This window comes from Duganella sp. GW821-FHT01E12 (assembly GCF_059422325.1).
Genome location: NZ_JBWKWR010000009.1, coordinates 139,428 through 155,687 on the forward strand (window position 1 = coordinate 139,428; position 16,260 = coordinate 155,687).

At 65.3% G+C, this 16,260-nt stretch carries 14 protein-coding genes; 10 read left to right on the forward strand and 4 right to left on the reverse strand.

What is annotated here, in order from left to right; translation table 11 throughout:
- Window positions 1-13 precede the first annotated feature (13 nt).
- Window positions 14-802, forward strand: coding sequence for an OmpA family protein (locus tag AC07WS_RS22905; RefSeq protein WP_494731300.1), 789 nt, complete (start codon window positions 14-16; stop codon window positions 800-802).
- A gap of 3 nt (window positions 803-805) precedes the next feature.
- Here the strand turns inward: AC07WS_RS22905 and AC07WS_RS22910 are convergent, their stop codons facing one another.
- Genes AC07WS_RS22910 through tssJ form a run of 3 tightly spaced genes read right to left on the reverse strand, consistent with a single transcriptional unit; the run spans window position 806 to window position 3,517 of the window.
- A complete protein-coding gene (locus AC07WS_RS22910) occupies window positions 806-1,588 on the reverse strand; it encodes a DotU family type IV/VI secretion system protein (RefSeq protein ID WP_494731301.1) in 783 nt (260 codons plus the stop codon).
- Window positions 1,585-2,928, reverse strand: coding sequence for a type VI secretion system baseplate subunit TssK (tssK, locus tag AC07WS_RS22915; protein WP_494731302.1), 1,344 nt, complete (start codon window positions 2,926-2,928; stop codon window positions 1,585-1,587). The genes AC07WS_RS22910 and tssK overlap by 4 nt, the downstream gene beginning before the upstream one ends.
- 13 nt (window positions 2,929-2,941) lie before the next feature.
- Window positions 2,942-3,517: a type VI secretion system lipoprotein TssJ gene (gene tssJ / locus AC07WS_RS22920; RefSeq protein ID WP_494731384.1), complete on the reverse strand. Its 576-nt coding sequence runs from the start codon at window positions 3,515-3,517 to the stop codon at window positions 2,942-2,944.
- Between the two features lie 196 nt (window positions 3,518-3,713).
- Between tssJ and AC07WS_RS22925 the strand changes: the two genes are divergently transcribed.
- The 9 genes from AC07WS_RS22925 (at window position 3,714) to AC07WS_RS22965 (ending at window position 13,406) form a co-directional block, all read left to right on the forward strand.
- On the forward strand, window positions 3,714-4,289 hold the full coding sequence (locus tag AC07WS_RS22925) for a hypothetical protein (protein ID WP_494731303.1): 576 nt from the start codon (window positions 3,714-3,716) through the stop codon (window positions 4,287-4,289).
- A 37-nt stretch (window positions 4,290-4,326) separates the two neighbouring features.
- Window positions 4,327-4,827, forward strand: coding sequence for a type VI secretion system contractile sheath small subunit (gene tssB / locus AC07WS_RS22930; RefSeq protein WP_494731304.1), 501 nt, complete (start codon window positions 4,327-4,329; stop codon window positions 4,825-4,827).
- Between the two features lies 1 nt (window position 4,828).
- Window positions 4,829-6,316 (forward strand): type VI secretion system contractile sheath large subunit, encoded by a 1,488-nt coding sequence (gene tssC / locus AC07WS_RS22935; RefSeq protein WP_494731305.1) that lies wholly within the window; start codon window positions 4,829-4,831, stop codon window positions 6,314-6,316.
- 31 nt (window positions 6,317-6,347) lie between these two features.
- The gene (locus AC07WS_RS22940; RefSeq protein WP_494731306.1) at window positions 6,348-6,839 is read left to right on the forward strand and encodes an Hcp family type VI secretion system effector; all 492 of its coding nucleotides are present in this window, start codon (window positions 6,348-6,350) and stop codon (window positions 6,837-6,839) included.
- A 102-nt stretch (window positions 6,840-6,941) separates the two neighbouring features.
- Entirely contained in the window at window positions 6,942-7,415 is a 474-nt protein-coding gene (gene tssE / locus AC07WS_RS22945; protein WP_494731307.1) for a type VI secretion system baseplate subunit TssE, read from the forward strand.
- A 2-nt stretch (window positions 7,416-7,417) separates the two neighbouring features.
- Window positions 7,418-10,018, forward strand: coding sequence for a type VI secretion system ATPase TssH (tssH, locus tag AC07WS_RS22950; RefSeq protein ID WP_494731308.1), 2,601 nt, complete (start codon window positions 7,418-7,420; stop codon window positions 10,016-10,018).
- Between the two features lie 14 nt (window positions 10,019-10,032).
- Window positions 10,033-10,899 (forward strand): type VI secretion system protein TssA, encoded by an 867-nt coding sequence (tssA, locus tag AC07WS_RS22955; RefSeq protein WP_494731309.1) that lies wholly within the window; start codon window positions 10,033-10,035, stop codon window positions 10,897-10,899.
- Between the two features lie 95 nt (window positions 10,900-10,994).
- The gene (locus tag AC07WS_RS22960; RefSeq protein WP_494731310.1) at window positions 10,995-12,701 is read left to right on the forward strand and encodes a methyl-accepting chemotaxis protein; all 1,707 of its coding nucleotides are present in this window, start codon (window positions 10,995-10,997) and stop codon (window positions 12,699-12,701) included.
- A gap of 36 nt (window positions 12,702-12,737) precedes the next feature.
- Window positions 12,738-13,406, forward strand: coding sequence for a tRNA-uridine aminocarboxypropyltransferase (locus AC07WS_RS22965; protein ID WP_494731311.1), 669 nt, complete (start codon window positions 12,738-12,740; stop codon window positions 13,404-13,406).
- On the opposite strand, the gene AC07WS_RS22970 is transcribed toward AC07WS_RS22965, so the two are convergent.
- Entirely contained in the window at window positions 13,389-16,259 is a 2,871-nt protein-coding gene (locus AC07WS_RS22970; protein WP_494731312.1) for an Hsp70 family protein, read from the reverse strand. The genes AC07WS_RS22965 and AC07WS_RS22970 overlap by 18 nt on opposite strands.
- Window position 16,260 lies beyond the last annotated feature (1 nt).

A 16,260-nucleotide genomic window follows, 5' to 3' on the forward strand; every position in this document is an offset into this window, starting at 1 on the left:
AAGGAGCTATGCGATGCGCCAGCGGACCTTCTGGCCGGCGGTGATGCCGGCCTTGCTGTCTACGTCATTCTATTGCGCCGCGCAGACGCCGCAGCCGGCGACACCCAAGCCGGGGCAGATACTGGTCAGCGGCGCCGTGCCCGACGAGGCAAGCAAGGCCGCCATGCTTCAGCGCCTGCGTGACCTGTACGGCGCCGACCGCGTGGTCGACCAGCTGGCGATATCTCCGGTATCGCTGCCCCCCAACTGGAACGGCTACGTGCAAAGACTGATCCAGCCGAACCTGAAACTGATCAGCAAGGGCGAACTGAAAATCGACGGCACCAATGTCACCCTGCGCGGGGAGGTGGCCAACGAGGCGCAACGCCAGCAGATCGCCAGCGATATCGCCACCAGCCTCAATCCCAGCTACACCGTCAACAACGGCTTGCGCGTCAGCGCGGCGGAGCAAAACCTGCTGGACGAGACGCTGGCCAGGCGCATTATCGAATTCGAGAGCGGCAAGGCGACGCTGACCGCGTCAGGCAAGGGCATTCTGGACGAGATGGCGGCCGCGCTGCAGAAAGTCAAAGGCAAGAAGGTCGAGGTGATAGGCCACACGGACAATGTCGGTCTGCGGGAAAGCAACCTGGCGTTGAGCCAGGCCCGCGCCGAGGCGGTGCGCACCTATCTTGCGGAGAAGGGGATTGCGCCGGACATGGTCATGGTATCGGGCCAGGGGCCAGACCGGCCGGTGGCCGAGAACAGCAACGCGGAAGGGCGTGCGCGCAACCGGCGCATCGAGTTCCGCGTCGCCCAGTGAGTTTCAGGGCAGGGTGATGGTCACGTAGGCCGGGCGCGGCGCCAGTTTCACCAGGTCGTTGTAGCCGGCCAGCGTATTCTGTGTCGAATGCGACAGCGACGACGACAGCCCGATGTAGGCGCTCAATCCGATCAATGCGAATACCGCCGACATGGCCCACAACGGCGTGTTGCTGCGCAGTTTATGGACGATCTGGTCCGGCCGCTCGGCCTGCGGCGCGAAGCCTTTGCTCTTGCCCTGGATGTGCGCGATCTCGTCGCCTACCCGCGCCGTCAGGTAGGCCAGCTTGTCGCCGGCGTCCAGCGCGTACTTGCCGCGAAAGCCGATCAGCAAACACATATGAAACACCTGCAGCGCCGGCAGACGCGCGCCGCCTCCGCTGCGCAAGGCCTCGAGCCGGTCGAAAAAGTGTTCGCCGGCCAGCTGGTCGCCGAAGATCACCAGTTGCAGCGGACGGCGTTCCCAGGCGAAGCGCATCGGAAAGGACGACGACAGGATGATCTCGTCCAGCGCCGCGCAGAATGCATACTTGGCGGCGTCGATATCCTCGCCTTGGGCGCGCAGCTTGCGGGCCTCGCGGTCGAATTCCGCGAGGTAGGCGGTGACGGTGTCGAGGAAAGGAACCTCGCCCGGGGGCTCGCTGCCGTTTTTCAGCATGAACAACAGGTAGAAGCCTTCCTGCAGCAGGTCCACCAGCGTTTGCACATGGCCGTAGCCTGGCTGCTGCTGGCGGCGCTGGCCGCCCATCAGCGTCGGAATGGCGCGGCGTTCGACGGGGGGCGTCATGCTGTCACCGCGATCAGGCCGAGGCGCAGGTCACGTATGCCTGCCGGGACGTAGATCGATATCGATTGCGCCTTCAGCATCTGCTCATACAGCACGCCTTTGCCTTCCAGCGCGAAGTAATAGGTGTCCGGCTGCACCGGTATCGCCGCCGGCACTTGCGGCGCGTGGGTGATCTTCACGCCGGGCATGGCGGACAGCACGCATTTCTCCACGTCGTCCGGCGCGCCAACCTTGACGCGCAACGGCACGATCTCCACCAGCTCCAGCGCCGGCAGCGCGGCGCTGACCGCTAGGTACAGCGTGGTGCGCTGGTCGATTTTTCCGGAATCGAGTTTGCCCAGGTGGTAGCTGGGTTTGTCCTCGGACAGCGCGATCGAGAAGTATTTGGTCGAGATGACGGTATCGAGCAAATCGCGGATGATGTGGTCCAGGCCGGAGAAGCACTGCGCCAGGTCGTCGTGACGGTAGCCGGGCAGCTGCGTCAAGGTGTACTGCTTGGAGTAGGTCATCATGGCGCCGGCCAGGGAAAGCAGCGCTTCGAACAGCCGTTCGGGATGCAGGTCGGGATTGCGGACGTAGTGCATCAGCGCCGCCGCGGACGTGCTGACCGTGTGCAGCAGCCAGAAGGACGACACATCGCCCGAACGGAACTCGATCACGTTGCGGCTGGGCTCACGCATGTGTCCCTGCAGCGATTGCACCTTGGCCTGCAAGGCGTCCATCAGCCGATCCAGCAAAGCCTTCAGGCCTGGCGCGCTGGCGATCGACAGCGCCGGCGGGATGAACTGCGGGTCCGGCTCGAAGCCGCCCGTGACCACACGCCGCAACCGGACCACCGGGATGCAGTCGAAGGCGCCCAACGGCTCCTGGTCCGATACCAGCCGCGCCGTTTTTTTGAGATAGCTGACATCCGCGCCGACCGCCTGCGTGTACAGGTCCGCCGTCTCGCGCGTGATCTGGCTGTAGCGCGCGCCGTTTTGCTGGTCTGCCGTCGCGGCGTTGCCGCCGCCGGGCGACATGGTCGGCAGGGCGGCATAGAAGGTCAGCTCCTGCAAGGCTGGCGGCAGGGCGGACAGGTCGATGGCCACAGGCAGCGGATCGCTGGCCGGCGCATCGACGATTTCGCCGTCATGGAATATCGCCGACAACGACAGCAAACGCAGGCGGTCGGTCTTCAACGCATCCATGTCCCATTCGACTTTTCGAACACCCCACAGATAGGGATGCAGCGCCTGAGCGGTTTGCTGCAATCGTGCTTCATGGTACTGGTCCTGCTGCTGAAAGTGCTGCGGCCGCAGGAACAAACCCTCACCCCAAAGAATTTTGGACGGAATACTCATGCTGCCTCCAATTTTATTGACAACGGACGGTGGCCAACGGTTTGGATGCCTCGCTGGAGGCCGCCGCGCCGGCGCCCACGCTCATCGCGCAGGCGTGCAGGCCGACTGTGATACCAGATTTTTCCGCGTCGCCGGCGGCGAAGGCCAGTCGCCAGCGCTGTTCTGCCGGTGAGCGGAACAGCGCCACCACGCCGATGAAGTAGGCCTCCCGCGTGACCTTCTCGACGATCTCGTAGCGTTGGCCGGGGATCAGCATCACTTCTTTGACTTCCAACAGATCGTTGCCGAGCAGTTCGCGCTCGCCATGCGCGCTGAGGAAACCGTCGAATGGCATCTGCTGAAACGCGGCCGTCTGGCGCAGTTTGTAGATGCGCGCCGCAAGCGCCAAAGGCTGGGAACCCGCGCCCGCATTGAGGTTCTGGCTCGCGTGCAAACGGATCGCCACATTGCGCGGCGGCTTTTGCGCATCCGGCAGTTCGGGCGGTTTGCGGATGCCTGCCATTTCCATCGCCGCGCTGGCGATGGAGCCTGCGGCGCAGCCCTGTAACGCCAGCAGTCCTGCGATCACGATAGTCTTCTGCGCGTTCATATTTTCTCCAAGCGATTCCGCCATTAGAGCGAAAGGCGCGCGTTGGAAATTTGAGGCGGCGCAAGCAAAGCGGAAACGAGGCGGCGCTTGAGTAAGCGCAATGGCGAGCTTGGGCATTCGTGAATAATGGGTCCCTTCCTGTCCGCATATGCAAAAGGAGATTTTGATGATCACTTCAAGAACGTGGTTGCCCTGCATGGCGAGCTTGCTGTTACTGACCGCTTGCGCGACGGACGGCGACTCTGTCCGCAGCGACAAGCCGCAGGCATCAACGCTGGAGCGTGCGCTGGCCGATGCCGACACCGCCCTTGCCTCGGGCCAGAGCGACAAGGCGCAGAGCATCCTGAAGGGAGCTGCAACCAGCTACCCGGCCGACAAGACTCCCTGGCTGCATATGGCGCAGATCAAATTCGACCGCGCCAGCTACGGTGAAGCGATCATGAACGCGCTGGAGGCCTTGCAGCGCGATCCCAACGACAAACTCGGAAACAGCATCGTCGCCGTCAGCGGCCTGCGTTTGTCGACCAAGGCGCTGTCGGACCTGAGCCAGCAAAATAATCTGAACGGGTCGCTGCGCTCGGAAGCCCAAGACCTGGCCAAGCTGCTGCGCAACAGCCTGGGCGAGGACGTTCTGGTGCCCACCTCGAACCCCGCTGGACACCGACCTGCACCTGCGGCCGCGCCGAAGAAGACCGCCGCCGCACCGGCGCCGCCCCATGCCAAAGCTAACAACCAGTCCAACAGCAGTGATCCTTTCGGCGGCTTGAAGTAAGTCCGCCGCCCGCGTTTTCTCTTTCGATGGAGTGTGTATGGCTAACGGAGACAGTGTACAAAAGCGCCTGACCAAAGTGCGCCCGCCGCGCGTCCAGATGACGTATGACGTGGAGATCGGCGATGCGATGGAAAACAAGGAGCTGCCTTTTGTCGTCGGCGTGGTCGGCGATTTCGGCGGGAACCAGGACGTCGAGAAGAAGCGCCTGAAGGACCGAAAATTCGTCAGTATCGACAGCGACAACTTCGACGAAGTGCTGGGCGGCGTGGAACCGGTGGCGCGCTTCCAGGTCCCCAATCAGCTCAGCGGCGACGATACCAGCTTCAATGTGGAGCTGCGCTTCAAGGCGATGTCGGATTTTCGTCCCGAGTCCGTGGTGCAGCAGGTCGAACCGCTCAGCAAGCTGCTGGAGGCGCGCAGCAAACTCGCCGACCTGCGCAACAAGCTGGCAGGTAACGACAAACTGGAGGACATCCTGAGCGAAGTCCTGAGCAACACCGACAAGCTGGCCAGCTTGAAATCCAACAAGGGAGGCTGACATGTCGGCACAAGCGAATTTGATGCGGGAAGCCGCGCCGGCTGCGGAAGGCGCCGGCCTGCTGGACCAGATCGTCGAACAAAGCAAGGTCGCCAAGTCCAACGTGGAGCACGAACGCGCCAAGGACATCATCTCGGAGCTGGTCAGCCAGGTGTTGGACGGGACTGTGGTGATGTCGAACAATCTGTCCGCTACGCTGGACGCGCGCGTGGCGGAACTGGACCGCCTGATCTCCAGTCAGCTGAGCGCCATCATGCACGCGCCGGCCTTCCAGAAGCTGGAGCAAAGCTGGACCGGGCTGCATTACCTGGTCAAGAACTCCGCCACCGGCCAGGGACTGAAGATCCGCATGCTCAACGCCACCAAGCGCGAACTGGTGAAGGACTTCCAGTCGGCCCTGGAGTTCGACCAGAGCTCGATGTTCAAGAAAGTCTACGAGGAGGAATTCGGCACCTTCGGCGGCGCGCCATACGCCGCGCTGCTGGGCGACTTTGAAGTCTCCCGCCAGCCGGAAGACATGTATTTCATTGAGCAGATGTCGCACGTCGCCGCCGCCTCGCACGCGCCTTTCATCGCGTCGGCATCGCCCGAGCTGTTTGGCCTGGAGAGCTACGGCGACCTCGGCAAACCGCGCGACCTGTCCAAGGTGTTCGACACCGTGGAATACGCGAAGTGGAAGGCATTCCGCGAATCGGAAGACTCGCGCTACGTCGGCCTGGCCTTGCCGCGCTTCCTGGGCCGCCTGCCTTTCAATCCGGTGGACGGCACCACGGTCGAAGGCTTCAACTTCGTCGAGGAAGTGGACGGCACAGACCACCAGAAGTACCTGTGGTGTAACGCAGCCTACGCCTTCGGCGCCAAGCTGACCAAGGCCTTCGACGATTTCGGCTGGTGCGCCGCGATACGCGGCGTCGAAGGCGGTGGCCTGGTGGACGACCTGCCCACGCACACCTTCAAGACCGACGAGGGGGAGGTCGCGCTCAAGTGTCCCACCGAAGTCGCCATCACCGACCGCCGCGAGAAGGAACTGAGCGACCTTGGATTCATCTCGCTGGTCCATTGCAAGAACACCGCCTACGCCGCCTTCTTCGGCGCCCAATCGGCGCAGAAGGCCAAGAAGTACAACTCGGAGGCGGCCAACGCCAACGCGGTGTTGTCGTCGCAGCTGCAGTACATCTTCGCCGTCTCGCGCATCGCGCACTACATGAAAGCCATGATGCGCGACAAAATCGGCAGCTTCGCGGCGGCTTCCAATGTCGAGGATTTCCTCAACCGCTGGCTGATGAAATACGTTCTGCTCGACGATAACGCGAGCCAGGAGCAGAAGGCCCAGTTCCCGCTGCGCGAGGCATCGGTGCAGGTGCACGAAGTGGCGGGGCGGCCTGGCGTGTTCCGCGCCGTCTCCTTCCTGCGGCCGCACTTCCAGTTGGACGAATTGTCCGTTTCCCTCCGTCTGGTCGCGGAGCTGCCGCAATCGACCAACAACTGAAGTCCACTATAACCTGAGACAGGAGCATGCAATGGCAATCGACGTCTATCTGTACATTGATGGTATCAAGGGCGAGTCCAACGACGACAAGCACAAGGACTGGATCGAATGCAAATCGGTCAGCTTCGGCGTGGAGCAGCCGAAATCGGCCACCGCCTCCACCGGCGGCGGCCACACGGCGGAACGCTGCGAGCATCGCGACATCGTGCTCTCCAAGCTGGCCGATTTGTCCTCGCCGATCCTGCTGCAGACCTGTTCCGCCGGCCGCACCATTCCCAAGGCCAGGTTCGAATTCATGCGCGCCGACGCCCAGGGCGAGCGCGTGAAGTACTTCGAGATCGAAATCGAGAATGTCCTGATCGGCGCGGTCTCGCCGGCCGTCGAGGAAGGCGACATCCTGACCGAGGACGTCGCGCTGAAATTCTCGAAGGTTAAGTGGAAGTACACCCAGCAGAAAATCAGCGGCGGCGCCGGCGGCAATACCTCCGGCGGCTGGGATCTGGCCAGCAACCGCATCGTCTGAACCTTGTTTCCCCCGCGCCCGCTGCGGATAGTGCGGCCAAACGTCGCGGTGCGCTTTTCTGGCCAGGCCGGCCTGGCCTGGCCATCTTTTTGAGAGCACGCGATGAATGGCTTTACTCCCGGCCTGTTCGACCGTTTGCTGGACACTCAGGGCGGTCATGCCCGCAACGGCAGCGGCCTGTCGCTGGAACAGTGGAAGGACGCCGTAGCGCACGACCTTGAGGACTTGCTCAACACCCGCTGCGCCTTATCGGAGGAGCTGCTGGGCGCCTATCCCGAGTGTTCCAGTTCCATCGTCAACTACGGCCTGCTCGACTTTGCCGGCATGTGCCTGAGCAGCAGCGAAGACCGGGCCCGCATCTGCGCCTGCCTGAAGGCCGCCATCGAGCGCCATGAACCGCGTCTGAGCAATGTACAGGCGCGCCTGGAGCGCGAGGTCGGGTCGATCAACCGCGTCAGCTTCGCCATTAGCGCGACGCTGGCCGGACTGCCGATGCGCGAAGCGGTCAACTTCGACGCCGTCCTTCAACCCTCATCGCTGCACTATTCGATCAACCGCAGCACCCGCGGAGCCTGAGCATGAACCTCAATCTGAAAACCCTGATCGGCAAGCTGAATGACACCACCCGCCTGGCCGCCACGCGCGCCGCCAGCATTTGCGTGGCGCTGGGCCAGTACGAAGTGGAAGTGGAGCATCTGTTCCTGGCCCTGCTGGAACAGGAGCGCTGCGATGTCGTGCTGATCGCCCGGCAATGTGGCGTCAGCACCGAGGCGCTGGAAGCGGACCTGCACCATGAAGTCAGCCAGTTCAAGACCGGCAGCACCCGCACCCCCGTATTCTCGCGCCAGTTGCCGTTGTTGTTGGAGCATGCGTGGCTGATCGCCTCGCTGGCGACGCCGCAGCCAGACCGCATCCGCAGCGCGCACCTGCTGGTTGCGCTGCTGACGGAGCCGGACCTGTCGCAGCTGGCGCAACGCGCCTCGCCAATGTTCGCGCAGATTCCCATCGATGAGGTCAAGCACAAGCTGGAGAAATATACCCATGGCTCGCAGGAAGAAACGGCCGCAGCCGACGCGGCCACCGTCGCCCCGCTTGCCGACATGGCGCCGCAGGGCGGCCCGCGTACGCCGGCGCTCGATCAGTACACCACCAGCCTGACAAAGCTGGCGCGCGACGGCAAGCTCGATCCCGTGATCGGCCGCGAGGCTGAGATACGCCAGGCGATCGACATCCTGATGCGCCGCCGCCAGAACAATCCCATCCTGACCGGGGAGGCGGGCGTCGGCAAGACCGCCGTGGTGGAGGGGCTCGCGCTGCGCATCGCCGCCGGCGACGTGCCGGACGTGCTGAAGGGAGTGGAGATACGCACGCTGGACATGGGCCTGTTGCAGGCCGGCGCCAGCGTCAAGGGCGAGTTCGAGAACCGGCTGAAGAACGTCATCGACGAAGTCAAGCAAAGTCCGCACGCCATCATCCTGTTCATCGATGAGGCGCACACGATGATCGGTGCGGGCGGCCCGGCCGGCCAGAACGACGCTGCCAATCTGCTCAAGCCCGCGCTGGCGCGGGGCGAGCTGCGCACCATCGCCGCCACCACCTGGAGCGAGTACAAAAAGTACTTCGAAAAGGATGCTGCGCTGGCGCGGCGCTTCCAGGTCGTCAAGGTCGATGAGCCGAGCGAGGAGATCGCCAGCGCCATGCTGCGCGCCATGACGCCGCTGATGGAACGCCACTTCGGCATCCGCATCCGCGACGAAGCGGTGACGGAAGCGGTGCGGCTCTCGCATCGCTACATCAGCGGACGGCAGTTGCCGGACAAGGCGGTCAGCGTGCTCGATACCGCCTGCGCCAGGGTCGCGCTGGCGCAGAGCGGAACGCCGGCGCTGCTGGAGAACGCCGCCAAGGCGATGGAGCGTCTGAACGTCGAAATCGCGGCCCTGCAGCGCGAGGACGATCTGCCCGCGCACGCGCAGCGCCTGCGATTGAGGCGGGAAGCGCACGCCATGCTGCAGGCCGAACATGCGCGGCACAGCGAACATTGGCAGCGCGAGCAATCCATCGTCGCCGCGATTGCCCGCGAGCGTGCAACGCAAGACGGCGCGGCTAAAATCCACGCGCTGCGCGAGGAGCTCTCGGCGCTGCAAGGCGAGACGCCGATGGTGCCGGTGGACGTCGATGCCTCCACTGTCGCCGCAATCGTCTCCGGCTGGACCGGCATCCCGCTGGGCAAAATGGTCAAGGACGAAATCCGCACAGTGCTCAAGCTGCAGGACGCGCTGCAGACCCGCATCCTCGGCCAGTCCCACGCCATCGCCGCCGTGGCGCAGCGCGTGCGCACCGCCCGCGCCAACTTGGATGATCCGAACAAACCGAAGGGCGTGTTCCTGTTCGTCGGCCCGTCCGGCGTGGGCAAGACCGAAACGGCGCTGGCGCTGGCCGACCTGCTGTATGGCGGCGAACGCAAGCTCCTGACCATCAACATGAGCGAGTACCAGGAAGCGCACAGCGTCTCCGGCCTGAAAGGCTCGCCGCCGGGCTACGTCGGCTACGGGCAGGGCGGCGTGCTGACCGAAGCGGTGCGGCGCAATCCCTACAGCGTGGTGCTGCTGGACGAGATCGAGAAAGCCCACCCCGACGTCACCGAGCTGTTTTTCCAGGTCTTCGACAAGGGCGTGATGGACGACGCCGAAGGACGCGAAATCGACTTCCGCAACACCATCATCATCGCCACCTCCAACGCCGGTTCGGCCGCCATCATGCAGGCCTGCCTGAACAAGGAAACGCCGCCGGCCCAGGCGGAGCTTGAAGAACTGCTGCGGCCCCACTTGGTCAAGCATTTCAAGCCCGCCTTCCTGGGGCGCCTGAAAGTGGTGCCGTACTACCCGATACCGGACGCGGTGCTGGCGCAGATCATCGCGCTCAAACTGGACCGCATCGGCCAGCGCATCCGCGACCACCACCACGCGGAATTCAGCTACGACCAGGCGCTGGTCGAAGCGGTGCTGGCGCGCTGCACCGAGGTCGATTCCGGCGCCCGCAACGTCGACCATATCCTCAACGGCAGCCTGCTGCCGGAGATCGCCGAGGCGGTGCTGCAGCGGATGTCGGAAGGCGCCGCCATCGGCAAGATCAAGGTCGGCGCCAGCAAGCAGGGGCAGTTCAAGTACATCATCAAATAGCACGGAGGCCGACCATGTTCGACATCGCTCAACTGCTGCAGCCCATCAGCGAAGCCCAACCTTGTGGCGAGGACGTCGCCTTCAGCGCGGAAGTGGACAAGATCGCGCAGGCGCGCGTGTACGACGATCCCACGCTGGACCAGGGCGAATGGATCGCCGCGCTGAAGGAGGCCGATTGGCCCCTCGTCGCCAGCCGCAGCGCCGGCATGATCGCGACCCGCAGCAAGGACATGCGGCTGGCCGTGTGGCTGGCGGAGGCGCAGGCCAAGACGCGCGGCCTGCGCGGCCTGGGCGAAGGTTACGCGCTGCTGGCCGGCCTGTGCGAGCGCTTTTGGGACGGCATGTACCCGGTCGCCGAGGAGGGCGAATACGAACAACGCATCGGCAACCTGTTCTGGCTCCTGAGCCGCACGCCGGCGCTGGTCAAGGAGGTGCCGTTGACGGATGGCGCCACACTGCTGCCGGATGCCGAGTACTGCCTCGCCGCGCTGACCGACCTGGAACGCATCGTCGACCAGCGGCTCGGTGTGGACGGCCCAGGCTTCAGCGCCGCCAAGGACAGCCTGCAAGCCGTCATCCGGTGTGTGGCGCCGGTGAGCTCTGCGCCGGTAGTGGGCGCCGGCCGCGATGTCGCGGTCGGCCCGACCACCGCCGCAACCGCCGGGCCGCTGCAGGATCGCCGCCAGGCGCTGGCGCAGCTGCGCGTGGTCGCGGATTTCTTCCGGCGCACGGAGCCGCACAGCCCCGTGGCTTACCTGGCCGACAAAGCCGCCAGCTGGGGCGACATGCCGCTGCACGTCTGGCTGCGCGCCGTCATCAAGGACCCCGCCGCCATCGCCAGCGTCGAAGAGTTGTTGGACGCCAAGCCCGCAGCGGAGTAAATATTTCTGTTGTGCAACGTTTCCTTCCGGGCTATAGTTTGTTCTCAAATGGTGTAAGCTTGGGCTGACCGCCCCCATCCGCTTTGAGGACAGCTATGAACAATCTGAAAATCGGCACCCGCCTGGGTTTTGGTTTCTCGCTCATCCTGTTGATGCTGACGGCGATGACCATCATCGGTATCCTCCGTCTGAGCAGTGCCAGCTCGATGACCGATGAGATGATCAACGTGAAGATCCGCGACGAGCGCTTGATCGCGGAATGGGGCAAGATCATCGAAGTAAACGCGGCGCGCACCACCGGCGCGTGGATGGTGGCCGATCCGGCCGACCAGAAAAAACTCGAAGGCATGATGGCCGAATCCTCCGGCCGCGCGACCCAGATCCAGGACCAGATCGGCGCCGCCATCGACGACGAAGAACTCAAGCCGCTGTTCAAAAAAGTGCTGGAGACGCGCAAGGCCTACACCGACTTCCGCAAGGCCGTCTTCGCCGCCAAGAACGCAGGCGATCTTGAAAAGGGCAAGAGCCTCTACGAAAGCGACATGACGCAAAGCCGCATCCTCTATCTGGACGCGCTGAAAAAATTCTCCGACAAGCAGGCGGCCTTGCTGGATAAGGCCGCGCTGGAAATCCAGCAGCAGTACGCCAGCGGCCGCACGCTGTTGACGATACTTGGCCTGGCCGCGATTGTGATGGGCGTATTCGCCGCGTGGTGGATCACCCGCACCATCACGACGCCGATCAACGAGGCGGTGAAGGTGGCGGAGACGGTATCGTCGGGCGACCTGACCAGCGACATCCAGGTCAACAGCACCGACGAAACCGGCCAGTTGATGAACGCCCTCAAGACCATGAATACAAACCTGGTCAACATCGTCGGCCAGGTGCGCAACGGCACCGACCTGATTGCTACCGCTTCGACCGAGATCGCCGCCGGCAACCAGGACCTGTCCTCGCGAACCGAGGAGCAGGCCGGCTCCTTGCAGGAAACCGCGTCCTCGATGGAGGAGCTGACATCGACCGTGCGCTTCAACGCCGAAAACGCCCGCGAGGCCAACAAGCTGGCCGCCACCGCATCGGAGATCGCCAGCCGGGGCGGCGCCGTGGTGGGGGAAGTGGTCAGCACCATGGGGTCGATCAATGACTCGTCGCGCAAGATCGTCGACATCATTTCGGTCATCGACAGCATCGCCTTCCAGACCAATATCCTGGCCCTGAACGCAGCGGTGGAAGCGGCGCGCGCCGGTGAGCAGGGACGCGGTTTTGCCGTGGTGGCGTCCGAAGTGCGCAACCTGGCGCAGCGTTCGGCCGCAGCCGCCAAGGACATCAAAGGTCTGATCGACGATTCGGTGCAGAAGGTGGCGCTGGGGTCGGACCTGGTCGACAAGGCTGGCCAGACCATGAGCGAGATCGTGACCAGTATCAGCCGCGTCACGCAGATCATGACCCAGATCAGCCATGCCAGCGAAGAGCAGAGCATCGGCATCTCGCAGGTGAACGACGCGATCACGCAGATGGACCAGGTAACGCAGCAGAACGCGGCGCTGGTGGAGGAAGCCGCAGCGGCGGCGGAATCGATGCAGGAACAATCGGCCAGGCTGGCCGAGGCGGTGGGCGTGTTCAAGCTCGATGCCTCGCAGATGACGATGCAAGCGCGCGCCTTGCCTCCCGTGCGGCCGCGCGTCGCGTCACCGCCGCGGCGTCCGGCGCCGGCGGTGGCTGCCGCGCCGCGGAAGGCGCTGACGGCGGCGCCCAAGCGCGCGGCGGTGGCTTCCAGTGAATCCGACTGGGAAGAGTTCTAAACAGCGCGGCCCGCGCCTTCGGTACAATGGCGGCCTATGACGACCAGTACCGACAGCGCCGGCGCCTCAGGCGCTCCACGTTCCGCGCGCGCGCAATGCGCCGCGTGCCTGCGCCCGCAGCAGACCTGCATCTGTCGCTGGGTAGCGCGCCTGCCGAACACGGTGGAGGTGCTGGTCCTTCAACACCCGATGGAAGTGAACAACGCCAAGGGCAGCGCGCGCCTGCTGCATCTGAGCCTGGCCGATAGCCGTCTGGAAGTGGGGGAGACGTTCGCGCCGGAGCGTCTGCAAGCGCTGTTGTCGCCCGAGCGCCGCAGCGTGCTGCTGTACCCCGACACGGCGGCGGACAAGTCGCTGGGCCTGACGCCGGCGCAACCCTTCGATGCGGCCTGGCTGCGCGAACCGCAGCTCCTGCGCCTGGTGGTGCTGGACGGCACCTGGCGTAAAAGCCGCAAGATGCTGTATCTGAACCCGGCGCTGCAAGGCTTGCCGCGCCTGCCGCTGCGCGACACGCCGCCGTCGCACTACCTGATCCGCAAGGCGCACCTGCCGGACCAGCTGTCTACGCTGGAGGCCACGGTCTACGCGCTGGCCCAGCTGGAAAACGATATAAACAAATTCAACCCGCTGATCGACGCCTTCGACGGTTTCGTCGCCCAGCAGGCTGGCTACGTTGTGCGGCCGCCGTCAGGCGATCAGCTTTAGACCCGGCGGCAAGGCTTCGCCCAGCATGCGTTTTTCGTCAGCCTGGTCGAGCTGCACCACCTCGCGCACCATCGCGCCCCAGGTAGACGGCGCGCCAACGGCGGCAAGGCGCCGCAGGATTTCGGCCCGCAGCGTTTCGCCGATGTCGCGCGAACGGTCGCCCGTCATGCGCGCCAGATGGGCTGCGGCGTAACCGGCCGGCTCCACCTTTTTCCAATCGAGCGACAGGATCGCGGCCAGCCACTGCTCGACGACCGCCGTCTCCACCACGTCGTGCGCGCTGCCGTGGAAGGGCTGGCGCGCGCCGACCCGGCTCAGGCCCCACAGGAAGCGCGCCTGCGCAGCTTCGGCTTTGCCCGCATCGGCGGCGCCGCTGCGGGTCTTGTTGGCGGCGGCTTCGCTCGCGGCCTTGGTCGCCGCTTCCAGCCGGCCCAGCATCCACGCGCCGATCTCCGCCTTGTAGTTGCCGGGGATGCGCTCCAGCGATGCGCCCAGGCGCAGCATGTCTTCCTCGCTGCCGTTGACCAGCGTGTGCGGACGGCGTCCGCGTTCCTGCTCGTCGGCCTGCACGTTGAAGGCGAAATCGTCCAGCACGCGCAGCTGCGCTTCCACACTCAGGCCGCCGGCCACGCGGCGCCACAGCGTCCACCATTCGGCGCAGACCTGGCTGTCCTTGTGGTGCTGGACGCCGGTGTCGAACATGGCCCACAGCTGCTCCATGCGCCACTCGTCGAGCGTGTAACCGAAGCCGGGGCGCAAGCAGTAGCCGCTCAGGTTCAGCCACGCGCGTTCGTGCTCGGACGAGCGGCGGCGGCCTTTGGCGCGCTGCATCAGCGCGTCGAACAGGCGACGCAGCAGCGGCGTGGCCCAGCTTTCGCGGCTGCCCAGCAGGTGTTCGAGCTGTGTGCGCAGCTGCTTGACTTCCTTGATGTCCACCTGCTGCGCGCGGCTGCCGAAGATGCGGTCTATCTTGTCGATGGCGGCGTCGAAGCCGGCCGGCATCGGTGCCTCTTGCTGTGGCGCGGTATCGCTGTCGTCGTCGACGGCATCGCCGCGCAGCTGGAACTCCAGCAGCCAGCGTTGATCGCCCTCGATGGCGACGCAATGCACGTCCAGCGTTCCGACCTCGCTCAGCGTGGCGGCCAGCTGTACCGGGATCTCTTTGCGGGCGTCGGCGGCGCTGCTGTCGCGCAGGACGGTGGCGATAGGCGGCAGCTGGACGTATTCGTCGGCTTGCAGCTCGACCAGGTCGCCCGCTTGCGGCGGTGTGGCTTCGGAAACCGAGGAGGCCAGATGGAAGCGCACCGGCCGGCCGAGACGCAGCGCGAAGGTGCGGTCGGCCAGCAGAATCTCGCGGTTCTCCGCGCTGCCGCGCGGCAGGATGCAGATGGCGCGGCGCGGCTTGTCCTGGCGCGCCTCGTCGTCCAGCAGCAGGAAATAGCTGCGCGGCGAGCCGCCGCCGATCACCGGCGCTTGCCCGGCTTGGCCCAGCGCATAGGCCACGCCGCCGCGCGCGACGGCCACGTCGGGATTGTCGTTGTGCAGAACGGTCAGTGGCTGTCCGCGCCAGTTGGCCAGCGTGGCCTCAAGGCGGGCAGCCAGCGCGTGGGCGCGGAACACGCCGCCGTTGAGCAGCAACGTGTCGGGAACGGGGATGGCGCGGTCGTCCGCCGCGATGCCCAGCGCGTCGCGCGCGGCCGATGCGTGCTGGCGCAGGAAGCTGGCCAGGTGGCGCGTGATGGCCGCGTCGCTGGCGTAGGGCAGGCCGAATTCGACGATGGCGCCTCGGCCGCGCTGCGCCGGCTCCCGCGCCGCGTTGAGCGGGAAGAAGCCGTCCACCACCAGCGCCGCCACCTCATCGCGCGTCAGCTCGGCGGAGCGCGAGCTGCCGATCAGGCGCGAGCCGGAACCGAGCAGGGTGACGGTGATGCGTTCCGGCGCGTCGGCGGCCAGCAGCAGTTCCTTCGCTGCCCGGCAGCGCTCCGCCAGTTGCGACAGGCGGCTGGCCGACAGGCGCGCCTGCGCGGCGTCGCCGCCGGCCATGCGCGCTTCGACCAAATGCGCCAGCGCCAGGTCCATATTGTCGCCGCCGAGTATCAGGTGGTTGCCCACGCCGATGCGGCTGATCTGCGGCTGGCCGTCGATCATTTCGACCTTGATCAGACTGAAGTCGGTCGTGCCGCCGCCGACGTCGCAGACCAGCACCAGGCGCGTGTCCGCCAGGTCGGAGGCCAATGTGGCGCGCTGGCGGAACAGCCAGTCGTAGAAGGCCGCCTGCGGCTCCTCCAGCAGGCGCAGGTCCGGCAGGCCAGCGCTGCGGGCTGCCTCCAGCGTCAACGCCCGCGCGCCTTCGTCGAACGATGCGGGGATTGTCAGCACCAGCTGTTGGTGTTCCAGCGGATGTGCGGGGAAGCGGGCATTCCACGCCGCCCGCACATGCGCCAGATATGAAGCGCTGGCCGCCACCGGCGACACCTTGGCCACATCGGCCTCGGCGCCCCACGGCAGTATCGGCGCCATGCGGTCCACCTGGGGATGCGACAGCCAGCTCTTGGCGCTGGAGACGAGCCGCCCAGGCACCTGTGCGCCCAAGGTGCGCGCCAGCCGTCCGACCACCACCTGCTGCAGGCCCGCTACATCGACCGAAGGCCAGGGCAGTTGCAGATCGCCGTCCGCCAGCTCGCCCTGCGCCGGGTGATAGCGCAGCGACGGCAGCAGCGCACCGGCGCCGACTTCTCCCGGCGCCACCAGCTGCTCGATCTCGAACAGGCGTATCTGCGCGCTGCCCGGTTCCGAATAAGCCAGCACTGTGTTGGTGGTGCCGAGATCGATGCTGACGACGTATGGACTCATG